Raw genomic sequence first — 11662 nt, 5'->3', positions numbered from 1 at the left:
GCGGAGGCCTCCGACGCGTGCCGGTGGTCCCGGCCGCTGACGGTGCCCCGCGCCGCCGCTCTCACTTCAGATTCGCGCTCTCACGTCAGATGCTGCGGGACCGGCGCGCGCTCCAGCTCGTGGCTGAGCTGTTCCAGCTCGCTGCCGCCGGACATCTGCCGTGTCAGCTCCTCCAGCTGCAGACCGTCCTTGTGGTGGCTGCCGGCCATGGCACCCCGCTTGAGCAGTACGAAGCGGTCCCCCACCAGATACGCGTGGTGGGGATTGTGCGTGATCAGCACCACGCCCAGGCCCGCGTCGCGGGCCGCGGCGACGTACTTCAGCACGACGCCGGACTGCTTGACGCCCAGGGCCGCCGTCGGCTCGTCCAGCACCAGGACCTTCGCGCCGAAGTACACGGCGCGGGCGATCGCCACGCACTGCCGCTCGCCGCCGGAGAGGGTGCCGATGGGCTGGTCGACGTCGCGCAGGTCGATGCCCATCCGCAGCAGTTCGCTGTGCGTGGTGCGCTGCATGTGCTCCACGTCGAGCCGGGCGAAGGGGCCCCGGCCCTTGGTCGGTTCCGAGCCGAGGAAGAAGTTGCGCCAGACCGGCATCAGCGGGACGACGGCGAGATCCTGGTAGACGGTCGCGATGCCCCGGTCCAGGGCCTCGCGGGGCGAGGAGAGCCGGGTCTCCTCACCGTTGATGCGGAAGGTGCCCGCGTCGTGCTGGTGCAGCCCCGCGACGATCTTGATGAGCGTCGACTTGCCGGCGCCGTTGTCTCCGAGCACGCACGTGATCTCGCCCGCGTGGACCTGCAGGGAGACCTCCTCCAGCGCGCGAATGTTGCCGTAGAACTTGCTGACCTCCGCCAGCTCCACGAGCGGGGTCGTCGACTGCACGGCGTCCCGGGGTGCGCTGTCGCGGTCCATGTCCGTCCCGGCGTCCTTCCCCGTGTCCGTGATCTTGTCCGTGATTTGGTCCGCGGTCTTGTCCGCGTCGCTCTCCGTGCCCTTGTCCGTGGTCATCGGCTCGCCTCCGCACGCTTGCGTATCCACGCGTTCAGCAGGACGGCGACCAGCAGCATCGCCCCGAGGAAGAACTTGAACCAGTCGGGCTCCCACTGCGCGTACACGATGCCCTTGCTCGTCATGCCGAAGATGAACGCGCCCACGGCGGCACCGACCGCCGAGCCGTAGCCGCCGGTCAGCAGGCAGCCGCCGATGACGGCCGCGGCGATGTAGATCAGCTCGTTTCCGACGCCTTCGCCGGACTGGACGACGTCGTAGTTGAACAGCAGATGCTGGCCCGATATCCAGGCACCCAGCGCCACCCCGAGATACAGACCGATCTTGGTGCGGGCAACGGGGACACCCACGGCGCGTGCGGTGTGCTCCCCGCCGCCGACCGCGAAGATCCAGTTCCCGGCCTTCGTACGCAGCAGCAGCCATGTCGCCAGGGCCACCAGGGCCAGCCACCACACGACGGTGACCTGGATGTCGGCGGCCCCGATGGTCAGTTCGGACGCGAAGAGCGCCTTGGCCGAGGCGAAGCCCTCCATGTCGGAGATCGTCTTGGTGGAGACGGTGCCGCTGATCAGCTTGGTCAGGCCGAGGTTGAGCCCTGTCAGCATCAGGAACGTGCCGAGCGTGATGATGAAGCTCGGCAGCTTCGTGCGGACGAGCATGTAGCCGTTGAAGAGGCCGATGCCGAGCGTGACCAGCAGCGAGACACCGACGCCGACCCAGACGTTGGCCGTCATCTGGTAGCTGAACATCGAGGAGACCAGCGAGGAGCTGGTGACCATCACGCCGGTCGACAGGTCGAACTCACCGCCGATCATCAGCAGCGCCACCGGCACCGCCATGATCCCCAGCGTGGAGGAGGCGTAGAGCACGGTGGAGAGGCTGGAGGCGCGCAGGAAGCTGTCGGCGACCACCGAGAAGACGATGAAGACGGCGATCGCGCCGACGACGGCGCCGAGTTCGGGCCGCCCCAGCATGCGCTGGAGCAACGGCCGGTGGACCAGGCGCTCGTCGGCCTTCCCGGGCGGTGCGGAGTCTCGGGGGCTCTTGTCCGCCGGTGCTTCCGTGGCCGTGCCGCCTTCGGCCGCCTCGGGGGCGTCGGGTGGTGTGGGTGTGGATGCAGCCGTCATCGCGTTCCCCGCTTCGTGTACTTCTGCACGGTGGATGCGTCCTTCTTCGTGAGGATCTGCGGGCCGGTCAGCACAGGCTTGCCGCCGCCCAGCATGTTGGCGTTGTAGCGCTCCAGCCAGAGCAGGTCGACCGCCTCGTAACCCTGCAGGTACGGCTGCTGGTCCACGGCGAATCCGATCGACCCGTCCTTGAGTTCCCTGGCCGCCTGGTCGTTGAGGTCGAAGGTGACGGTCTCCGCCGTGCTGCCCGCGCCCTCGGCGGCCTTGACCGCAGTGGGGGCGAAGGGAGCGCCGAGTGTCACAACGGTGTCGATCTTGCGGTCCGACTGGAGTTCTGCCTCCAGGGAGGACTCGACGGCGGGCATGTTCGTACCGTCGGCGTGCAGGTTGCGCACCTTGCCGTCGAAGGTCTTGCGCACGCCGCGGCAGCGTTCCTCGTGGCCGACGTTGCCCTGCTCGTGCAGGAGGCAGACGGCCTTCTTGCGGCCGCGCTCGTTCAGCTCCCGCCCTACGGCCTCGCCTGCGAGGACCTCGTCCTGGCCGATGTGGGCGAGCGCGCCGTACTCCTCGGACTTGTCCTGGCCGGAGTTGACGGTGACGACGGGTATGCCGGCCTTGACGGCCTTCTTGATGGCGCCCTTCATCGCGTCCGGCTTGGCGAGGGAGACGATCAGGCCGTCCACGTCGTTGTCGACTGCGGCCTTCACGAGCTGCGCCTGGCGGCCCGCCTCCTTGTCGTGCGAGTAGTGGAACTCGATGTTGTCCTTGGCGGCCGCCTGCTCGGCGCCGCTCTGGACGATGTCCCAGAAGGTGTCACCCTCGCCGGAGTGACTCACCATGGCGATCTTCCAGCGGGGGGTACCGACCGCGGCGTCCCCCGAGACCGCCGCGTTGCGCTCCTCCTCCGCCCGCTTTCCGCCGGTGCTGCTGCACCCCGCGAGTCCGGCGGACGCGAGCCCTACGGTCACGAGGACGGCCGCTGCCGTCGCGGTCCGGGTCGCGCGCGCTGCCGCGCGGTTCCGGCGGAACCTTTCCAGCCTGGACACGTACTGCTGACCTCTCGGTACGGGTGTTTCTGTTCGTCGCGGCGCCCGCGGCGGCACCCCGTACCGGCGCGGACGTCCGCGCCAGTATCGGGGGCCTGCCCGCGGGGGAAGTTCACCGGGTTCCGCGCTTGGTGTACTTCTCCAGCCGCGGCACGTCCTTGTCCGTGACGACCTGCGGTCCGGTCAGGACGGGCTTGCCGCCGCCGAGCTCGTTGGCGTTGTAGGCGTGCAGCCACAGCGCGTCCACTGCCTCGTAGCCCTGGAGATAGGGCTGCTGGTCGACGGCGAAGCCGAAGCTCTTGTCCTTCAGCCCCTTCACGACCTGCGCGTTGAGGTCGAAGGTGTCGATCTCCGCCTTGCTGCCCGCCTTCTCCTTGGCCTTGGCCGAGGTGGCGGCGAACGGGGCGCCGAGCGTGAGCACGGTGTCGATGTCGCTGTCCGACTGGAGCTTGGCCTCGACGGAGGACTGCACGTCCGGCATGTTCGTGCCGTCCACGTTGAGCGTGCTCATCTCCCCGTCGAAGGTCTTCTTCGCACCGTCGCACCGCTCCTCGAGCGAGACGTTGCCCTGCTCGTGGATGACGCAGATCGCCTTCTTGCGGTCGCGCTTGTTCAGTTCGTCGCCGACGGCCTCGCCCGCGATCGCCTCGTCCTGGCCGATGTGCGAGAGCGCACCGAGCTCGGAGGAGTACTGACCGCCGGAGTTGATGGTGATGACCGGGATCCCGGCCTTGACCGCCTTCTTCACCACGCCCTTCATCGCGTCGGGCTTCGCGAGCGTGACGATCAGGCCGTCCACCTTCTTGTCGATGGCCGACTTCACCAGCTGCGCCTGGCGGCCCGCCTCCTCGTCGTGCGAGTAGTCGAACTGGACGTTGTCCTTGCGGGCCGCGTCCTTGGCGCCGCTCTGCACGATGTCCCAGAAGGTGTCGCCGTCCCCGGAGTGGGAGACCATCGCGATCGTCATGCGCGGGGTGTCGACACCCTTGCCGCCGCCCGCGCCGTTGCTCTGCTCCTCGCCACTCTTGCCGCCGGAGCTGCTGCAGCCGGCCGCGAGGAGGGCCGCGCTCGTCAGGACTGCAGCCACCGTTGTCGCTCTACGTGCTCTACGCCGAAGGACCATGAGCGGAGTTCTAGCCGTGCCCGGAGCGGGCCGTCAATACTTTGTCCGAACATTCTCCATGAGAGTTTGTCCGAACAAACTCTGGCGTCGCTGTCACGCATCCGACCCCGCCTGCAAAGGCGTGCGGGCCGGCCTCCCCGGAAGGGCTCGCGGCTCAGGACCGCACGAGCAACTGGAAGTCGAACGCGTAGCGCGAGGCCCGGTACAGGTGCGAGGCGTACTCGACGGGACGACCCGTGTCGTCGAAGGTCGTCCGCTCCATCGTCAGCAGCGGTGCACCCACGTCCTCCCCCAGCAGCTTCGCCTCCTCCGCCGTGGCGGCCCGGGCGCCGACGGACTGGCGTGCGCTGTGCAGCGTGACGCCGAGGCCCCTCATCAGCCGGTAGAGGCCCGTGGTTTCCAGCTCCTCGCCGCTCTCCCCCTGCAGCAGGTCGCCGGGCAGGTGGTTGCGGAGGAACGCCATGGGCTCGCCATGTGTCAGCCGGAGCCGCTCCACGCGGCGCACCTGGGCACCCTGGGCGACGGCCAGCGCGGCGGCGACCTCGGCCGTCGCCTCCTCCTTCTCGTACCGCAGCAGCTGCGTGGCCGGGCGCTGGCCGGCCGCCTCCAGATCGTCGTAGAGGCTGCTCAGCTCCAGCGGACGCCGGACCTGGCTGTGCACGACCTGGGTGCCGATTCCTCGGCGGCGCACCAACAGGCCCTTGTCGACGAGCGACTGGATGGCCTGGCGCACCGTGGGACGGGACAGACCCAGCCGCCCCGCGAGCTCGATCTCGTTGCCGAGCAGGCTGCCGGGGGAGAGTTTGCCGCGCTCGATGGCGGACTCGAGCTGTTGGGCGAGCTGGAAGTACAGCGGGACGGGACTGCTGCGGTCCACGCTGAACTCGAGGTCCACCGGATCATTCTTTGCCACGGGGGGAGCGTAGTGCGCGGGGCGGTCCACCGGAAGGCGTAAGTTCGGTTGTCCGGACAAAGCAGAACGTAGCGAACTCGTCCCCCCTCGTGGTTCGTCCAATTGTCCTGACAAAGTATTGACAGCTCTCGAACCGGCAGGCGAACGTACCCACATGCGCATCGGACTCATCGGCACCGGCCGGATCGGCACCTTCCACGCCCGCACTCTCAGCGGCGAACCCGAGGTGAGCGAGCTGCTCGTCACCGACGTCGACGCCCCGCGCGCCGCCGAGGTGGCCGAGGGCCTCGGAGCGGCAGTCGCCCCCTCCCCCGACGACCTCCTCTCCCACGACCTCGACGCCGTCGTGATCGCCTCGGCGACCTCGTCGCACGCGAGCCTCATCCAGGCGGCGGCCGAGCGCGGACTGCCCGTCTTCTGCGAGAAACCGATAGCGCTCGACCTGCCCGGCACGATGGACGCCCTGCGCACGGTCGAGGATGCCGGGACCCTGCTGCAGATCGGCTTCATGCGGCGCTTCGACGCGGGGTACGTGGCGGCACGCGCCGCCGTGCGCTCCGGCTCCCTGGGCAGGCTGCACACCGTACGGGCGGCCACCTCCGACCCGGCGCCGCCGCCCGCCGCCTACATCCCGCTCTCCGGCGGGCTCTACCGCGACTGCCTCGTCCACGACTTCGACGCGCTGCGCTGGGTGACGGGCCGCGAGGTGCTCTCCGTGTACGCGGCCGGCTCGGACGCGGGCCCGGAGATGTTCCGCGAGGCAGGCGACGTCGACACGGCCGCAGCGCTGCTCACGCTGGACGACGGCCTGCTGTGCACGGCCACGGCCACCCGCGTCAACGGCGCCGGCTACGACGTGCGCATGGAACTCGCGGGCGAGAAGGACCAGATCGCGGTCGGCCTCGACGCCCGTACGCCGCTGACGTCCGTCGAGCCCACGGCGAGCCCCTCGCAGGGCACTCCCTGGCCGGGCTTCCTGGAGCGGTTCGCCCCGGCGTACGAGTCCGAACTCTCCGCGTTCGTACGGGCGGTGCGGGGCGAAGCGCCCAACCCCTGCGACGGATATGAGGCGTTGGCCGCGCTCCGCATCGCCGAGGCGTGCGAGCTCTCGCGCCGCGAGGCCCGCCCGGTGGCGGTGGCGGAGCTGTCCTGACGACGTGCCGGCGGGGCGTCTCTCCGGGCGCCCCCGCGGGCGGGCGGCGGTCGGCCGGCACCGCCCGGGAATCCCTTCGCGGCACGGGCGCCGTGCGCTGCAGCGTCCGGGCATGGTCACCCTCTCCGACGACGAACTCATCGCCGCCGCAACAGATGTGCTCGACGGGACGCCCTGAGCGCCGCCGGTGCCCGCGTGTTGGGCGGCACCCCCTCAGCGATGGCTCAGCACGTTGACCACGCACCCGTTCGGATCCAGGACGAAGAAGCGGCGCACACCCCACTCCTCGTCCTGCAACGGGTGCACGATCTGCGCGCCGCTGTCGACGACGGCCGCGTAGACAGCGTCCACGTCGTCCACCTCGACGCTCATGTCGGGCTGGACGGGCGCGGTCTCGTCGCTGCTCATGAAGATGACCTGCGCGGTGGGGTTGGACGGTGAGGCGAGTGTCATGACCCAGCCCATGTTCATCACCTCCTCGAGGCCGAGCAGCCCGTAGAAGTCGCGGCTGTCCTCCATGGCCTCGCTGCGGATGTCGGGTACGACGCGGCGGACGGACATCGAAGCTCCCTGGGTCGGCCGGCCCGGAGGGCCGGGGACGGATGTCCGGACCCTAGCCGCCGGGCGGAACCGCTGCCGCCCCGGCACCCTGCGACACTGTCACGGCATCCACGCGCCCTTCTCACGCCGCCTGCCGCGCCCCGGGCACGGCGAAGGCTCATCACCCGGCAGTGACGGCGGCGTGCCGGTCACCGCCTCGACCGACCCGGACGCACTCGCAGCGGAAGGCAGCCGGCATGACCGAAGAGACCCCCGAGCCCGCGATCGTCCTCGACCTGGCCCCGTCCCTGGAACAGAGCCTCTTCGACGCGGAGTCACTCGCACGGCTGGAAGCCCTGGGCACCGTCACGCGCACCACACCGGGCATCGACGGTGACGCGGAGCGGCGGCTGCAGGCCGATGTCCTGGTCACCGGCTGGGGATCGGCGCCTCTGCCGGCCCGCCGCGGGGGCGGGTGGCGGCTGCGGTTCATCGCACACAGCGCGGGCACCGTGCGGCATCTGGTGCCCAAGTCCCTGCTCTCGGACGGGATCCGGCTCACCCATGCCTCGGCCGCCATGGCCCGCTCCGTCGCCGAGACCGCTCTGTGGTTCACGATCGGCCAGTTGCGCTCGATGCACATCGTCGAGAAGGCGATGCGGCAGCGGCACGACTGGGAGCCGGCGCGGTCGCCCGGTCTCGGACGCACCGTCGAAGGCACCCGCATCGGCGTCATCGGCGCGAGCAGGGTCGGGCGGGTCTACATCGAACTGGTCCGCGCCCTGGGTGCCACCGTCGTCGTCCACGACCCGTATCTCTCGGACGAGGAGGCCCGCCAACTGGGCGTCCTCGCCACGCCGTTGGAGACGCTGCTGCGCACCTGCTTCGTCGTCGCACTGCACGCTCCCGTGACCGACGAGACGCGCGGCATGCTCGGTGCGGAGCGGCTGGCGATGATGCCGGACGGGGGCATCCTGGTGAACACGGCACGCTCCGCGCTCTGCGACACCGCCGCGCTGACGGCGGAGCTGCGGCAGGGGCGGCTGAGTGCCTCGCTCGACGTCTTCGACGACGAACCTCTGCCCGCGGACAGCGAGTTGTGGGACCTGCCGAACGTCGTCCTCACCCCGCACATCGCCGGGGCCACGCACCAGGGGTACAGGCTCCAGGGCAGGACCGTCGTCGACGAGACGGAGGCGTATCTCCAGGGCCGTCCGCTCGCGCACGAGATCCACGCGTCGGCGTACGACCGCCTCGCCTGAGCGGCGGCCACGGGGACCCGAGCACCCAGGTCAGGGTGTGGCGGGCGGCTCCACGACGCGTGCCAGGAGCTGGAAGATCTTCGCCGTGTGCGGGTACGGATGGCGGTTGGTCATCGCCAGTTCCAGGGCTTCCAGCGTGGCGAAGAAGTCCGGGTCGTGCTTGCGGGAGTCGTCGACGATGTGATCGTTGACGTTGCGGATCCCGCAGTGCTCGATGGCGGTACAGCCCGAATCGGCCAGCAGCGGCGTGATCTCCTCCGCCGTGTGGAGGGTCAGTTCGGTCGCGAACGTCTCGCCGTGCGTCGTGCGCCGGTCCAGCGCGTCGAGCGCGGCGGCCGGATCCAGCGAGCGCACCGCGAGGCCGAGCGGCGTGGCGTGCCGGTTGAGCGCCATGACGGACAGGACGCCGCCGTCGCGTACGAGCGAGGCCGCGGTACGGACCGCCGGCGCCGGATCGTCCAGGTACTGAAGGAGGTTGTGGCACAGCACCACGTCGTACCGGCTGCCGGTCACCGACCCGGGCAGCTCGAAGACGTCGGCCTCCACGGTGACGAGCCGCTCGCCGGTGCCGTCCCGCTCAGCCCTTTCGCGTGCCGCGGCGAGCATGCCAGGGGAGAAGTCGGCGATGGTCACGTGGTGTCCGCGCCGCAGCAGCGGCAGCGCGTCACCGCCGTCGGCCCCGGCGAGGTCCAGCACTCGCAGCGGCACCGGGCCGAGCTCCTCAAGCCGTCGCTGCAGATTGAACTCGGCGAGCCTGTACCGCAACCGGCCCCAGGGGCTCTCCTGCCACACGCGCCACGAGTCGAGGGCCGCGTCGAACGGTCCGGGCACCAACGTGACGTCTCCTCGGGCTGGAACGGACGGCTGCCGGGTGAACGGATCGCCGCCCGCGAGAGTGCCGGGCGGAGGCGGGAGCGCGAGGCGGGACGTGGGCTCGGCTGGGCGCCGAAGGTGCCGCCAGGAGCGGTCGCGTGCTCAGGTCGGCCGCGCCGCACTGCCCTGAACTCGCCCCGGACTCAGGGCTGTTGGACGGCGGCCTCCGTCGGCTGCAGCAGCTTGACCATGAACGTGCAGGCGTCGGCGACTCGGTGGATGAGACCCGCGCTGTCCTCGTACGAACCGCAGTCGAGATAGGGCGTCGAGTCGCGGTAGCCGAGCCGCTTGTAGAGGTCCTGCGTGCGCGGGTTGTTCTTCTCCACGCCGACGCCGACCTTCACGCGGCCCCGCGCGAGCACGAGCCCCTCGGCTGCCTGGATGAGGGCGGTGCCGACGCCCTGGGTGCGCAGCGTCTCCGGCCAGAGGCCGAGGCCGCTGATCTCGGAGCAGTCGGGGTGGACGGCCCTGACCTCCGGTGCCTGACAGCCCTCCCAGACGACGTCGCAGCTGCCGACGGGCAGTCCGTCGCGCCATGCGACGAGAAGCGTGGTGTCGCCCTCGCGGTGGCGGAGGAATCGGGAGGCGTGGTCGCAGGCAGCACCGGGCGAGGGCATGTGCTCTTGGAGCAATGCCACGTCTGCTTCCCGGCACTCTCTGATTTGCATTGCCGACAGACTAGATTCTTCTTGTGCCGTTGAGGTGGCGGTTCCGAAGGCATGTGAGGCGGAACATGCGCTTCCCCCCTCGGGCCGGTCTCAGGACCGCCGATCGAACGGTGCGTCAACCCGGGAGACGGAACCCGTAACGGCGCCGATGCGGGGAGCGGGTCAGCGGCCGCGTCTGCGGGACGGGGCGGGCACGGCCTCCTCGAGCTTCTGCAGCAGAGTGTTGACGCGCTTGGCGACCGCTTCCCTGTCCCCCTGCGTGAGAGCCGAGCCCATGCCGCACGCGGCGGCGCCCGCGGCGATCCACTCGGGAGCGCTCTTGACGGTGACGCCCCCGGTCGGCAGCAGCGGCGCCTGCGGCAGCGCCGCCCGCACGTCCTTGAGCCAGGACGGATCGTGGGCGGACGCGGGGAAGAGCTTGAGCGCGTCGGCACCGAGCTCCATAGCCCGCACCATCTCCGTGGGCGTGGCGACACCGGGGAAGACGGGAATGCCGTAGCGGTGGCCGGTGCGGATGACCTCGGCGTCCAGGGCGGGCGAGACGAGGAAGAGCGCGCCGGCATCGATCGCGGCGCGGGCGGAGGCCGCGTCGAGGACGGTGCCGGCGCCGATGATGCACTCCGACCCTGCCTCGCGGCGCAGCGTGGCCACGGCGTCCAGGGCGTAAGGCGTGGTCAGCGAGATCTCCAGGCTGTTGATGCCCGCACCGATGAGGGTGTCCGCCGTGGAGGTGACTCCTTCGTAGCCGTCACTGCGGATGATCGCGAAGACGCGCTGCTCAAGAGCGGTTCGGGTGATCTCCCATCGGTACACGGCAGTCGCCGCCTCTCTTCTCGTCCGGCCGGGCGGTCGGCGGGGCGGGCGTCGCGGTCCGTTCCTCCGCCGCGCCCCGCCTCTCGCGGTGCGCTCGGTCTGGTCGTGCTCGCACTCTCGGTCTGCGATAAGGGGTCTTGTTGCCGCAACGGGGCGCCGTACCCGCGGTCAGCGATGCACGGAATCGGAGCCCTTCAGGAACCTCGCAAGGGCGCGGTCCCGGACGTGGGCCGTCGGCAGCCCGTCGGTGTCCCCCGGCGCCTGCACCACCAGGGCGGCGACGCATGCCGCTTCGGCCAGAGCCTCTTCGGCGCTCCGGCCGCGCAGCCAGGCCGAGAGCCAGCCGGCCGCGAACGCGTCGCCCGCGCCCACCGGGTCGCACACCGGAACGTCGAAGGGTTCCTGTGTGCACTCCCCGTCCCGCCCTAGGGCGGCCGCCGAGTGGTCGCGGCGCTTGACGACGACGGTGCGGGCACGCCCCATCGTCAGCAGGGCCTTCGATGTCTCCTCGGCTCCCCCGCCCAGCAGCAGCTCCAGTTCGTCCTCCCCCGCCAGCACGAGGTCGGCCTCGCGCAGCAGCGGACCCACCGTGCGGATCCACTCGTGCTCGGTCCCCAGCTTGCGGCGCACGTTCGGGTCGAAGGAGACCGCGGCGCCGGCCTGGCGGGCGCGCTCGACCAGCGCCCAAGTGGCCTGCGCCGCCGACTCCGAAAGCATGGGTGTGATGCCCGAGACGTGCACCACCCGGGCTCCTTCCAGCGTCTCCAGGCGGATCTGGTCCGGCGAGAGCAGCGATCCGGCGGAGCCGGCGCGGTAGTACTGCACGTCGATCACGCGCTGCGCGTGGCTGTCGCGCAGCAGCAGACCGGTCGGCGCCGCGGGATCCATCTCGGCGCCGGAGACGTCGACCCCGTCCGCGCGCAGCTCGCGCAGCACGGCCTCACCGGCAGGATCGTCGCCGACGCGGCCGATCCAGCGGGCCCAGTGGCCGAGGCGGGCGAGACCCTGGGCGACGTTCGACTCGGCGCCCGCGACGGAACGGCGGAAGGAGGCCGCGCGGTCCAGTGGCATGCCGGGCTCGGCGAGCATAAGCAGCATCGCCTCACCGCAGGTAATGGCCTCCGGTCCGTTTAC

12 protein-coding genes are annotated in these 11662 nt (G+C 70.6%); 2 read left to right on the top strand and 10 right to left on the bottom strand.

Going from position 1 to position 11662, the window contains the following annotated elements:
• Nucleotides 1-80: 80 nt before the first annotated feature.
• The 5 genes from I004_RS0119505 to I004_RS0119485 all read right to left on the bottom strand — a co-directional run bounded on the left by I004_RS0119505 (nucleotide 81) and on the right by I004_RS0119485 (nucleotide 5183).
• Nucleotides 81-914 (bottom strand): ATP-binding cassette domain-containing protein, encoded by an 834-nt coding sequence (locus I004_RS0119505; RefSeq protein ID WP_051345238.1) that lies wholly within the window; start codon nucleotides 912-914, stop codon nucleotides 81-83.
• Nucleotides 915-1006: 92 nt separating this feature from the next.
• Nucleotides 1007-1984, bottom strand: coding sequence for an ABC transporter permease (locus I004_RS0119500; protein ID WP_486580144.1), 978 nt, complete (start codon nucleotides 1982-1984; stop codon nucleotides 1007-1009).
• A 149-nt stretch (nucleotides 1985-2133) separates the two neighbouring features.
• Complete coding sequence (locus I004_RS0119495; protein ID WP_028436879.1) at nucleotides 2134-3105, bottom strand: sugar ABC transporter substrate-binding protein; 972 nt, start codon at nucleotides 3103-3105, stop codon at nucleotides 2134-2136.
• Nucleotides 3106-3295: 190 nt separating this feature from the next.
• Nucleotides 3296-4306 (bottom strand): sugar ABC transporter substrate-binding protein, encoded by a 1011-nt coding sequence (locus I004_RS0119490; RefSeq protein WP_078511462.1) that lies wholly within the window; start codon nucleotides 4304-4306, stop codon nucleotides 3296-3298.
• Nucleotides 4307-4460: 154 nt separating this feature from the next.
• The gene (locus I004_RS0119485) at nucleotides 4461-5183 is read right to left on the bottom strand and encodes a GntR family transcriptional regulator (RefSeq protein ID WP_037977015.1); all 723 of its coding nucleotides are present in this window, start codon (nucleotides 5181-5183) and stop codon (nucleotides 4461-4463) included.
• Nucleotides 5184-5373: 190 nt separating this feature from the next.
• Here I004_RS0119485 and I004_RS0119480 point away from each other — a divergent pair, with 190 nt between their 5' ends.
• Complete coding sequence (locus I004_RS0119480) at nucleotides 5374-6372, top strand: Gfo/Idh/MocA family protein (RefSeq protein WP_028436876.1); 999 nt, start codon at nucleotides 5374-5376, stop codon at nucleotides 6370-6372.
• 213 nt (nucleotides 6373-6585) lie between these two features.
• Here I004_RS0119480 and I004_RS0119470 read toward each other — a convergent pair whose 3' ends face one another.
• Nucleotides 6586-6933 (bottom strand): VOC family protein, encoded by a 348-nt coding sequence (locus tag I004_RS0119470; RefSeq protein WP_028436875.1) that lies wholly within the window; start codon nucleotides 6931-6933, stop codon nucleotides 6586-6588.
• Between the two features lie 236 nt (nucleotides 6934-7169).
• Here I004_RS0119470 and I004_RS0119465 point away from each other — a divergent pair, with 236 nt between their 5' ends.
• Complete coding sequence (locus I004_RS0119465) at nucleotides 7170-8174, top strand: hydroxyacid dehydrogenase (protein ID WP_028436874.1); 1005 nt, start codon at nucleotides 7170-7172, stop codon at nucleotides 8172-8174.
• Between the two features lie 30 nt (nucleotides 8175-8204).
• On the opposite strand, the gene I004_RS0119460 is transcribed toward I004_RS0119465, so the two are convergent.
• The 4 genes from I004_RS0119460 to I004_RS0119445 form a co-directional block, all read right to left on the bottom strand.
• Nucleotides 8205-9005 (bottom strand): methyltransferase domain-containing protein, encoded by an 801-nt coding sequence (locus I004_RS0119460; protein WP_028436873.1) that lies wholly within the window; start codon nucleotides 9003-9005, stop codon nucleotides 8205-8207.
• Between the two features lie 185 nt (nucleotides 9006-9190).
• On the bottom strand, nucleotides 9191-9685 hold the full coding sequence (locus tag I004_RS0119455) for a GNAT family N-acetyltransferase (RefSeq protein WP_486580132.1): 495 nt from the start codon (nucleotides 9683-9685) through the stop codon (nucleotides 9191-9193).
• A gap of 192 nt (nucleotides 9686-9877) precedes the next feature.
• Complete coding sequence (locus tag I004_RS0119450; protein ID WP_028436871.1) at nucleotides 9878-10528, bottom strand: bifunctional 4-hydroxy-2-oxoglutarate aldolase/2-dehydro-3-deoxy-phosphogluconate aldolase; 651 nt, start codon at nucleotides 10526-10528, stop codon at nucleotides 9878-9880.
• Nucleotides 10529-10696: 168 nt separating this feature from the next.
• Complete coding sequence (locus tag I004_RS0119445; RefSeq protein ID WP_051345207.1) at nucleotides 10697-11626, bottom strand: sugar kinase; 930 nt, start codon at nucleotides 11624-11626, stop codon at nucleotides 10697-10699.
• Nucleotides 11627-11662 lie beyond the last annotated feature (36 nt).

The sequence above is a fragment of the Streptomyces sp. TAA486 genome, assembly GCF_000426165.1.
Note: the sequence above shows the minus strand (reverse complement) of the source record. Positions and strands in the feature narration are given on the sequence as shown.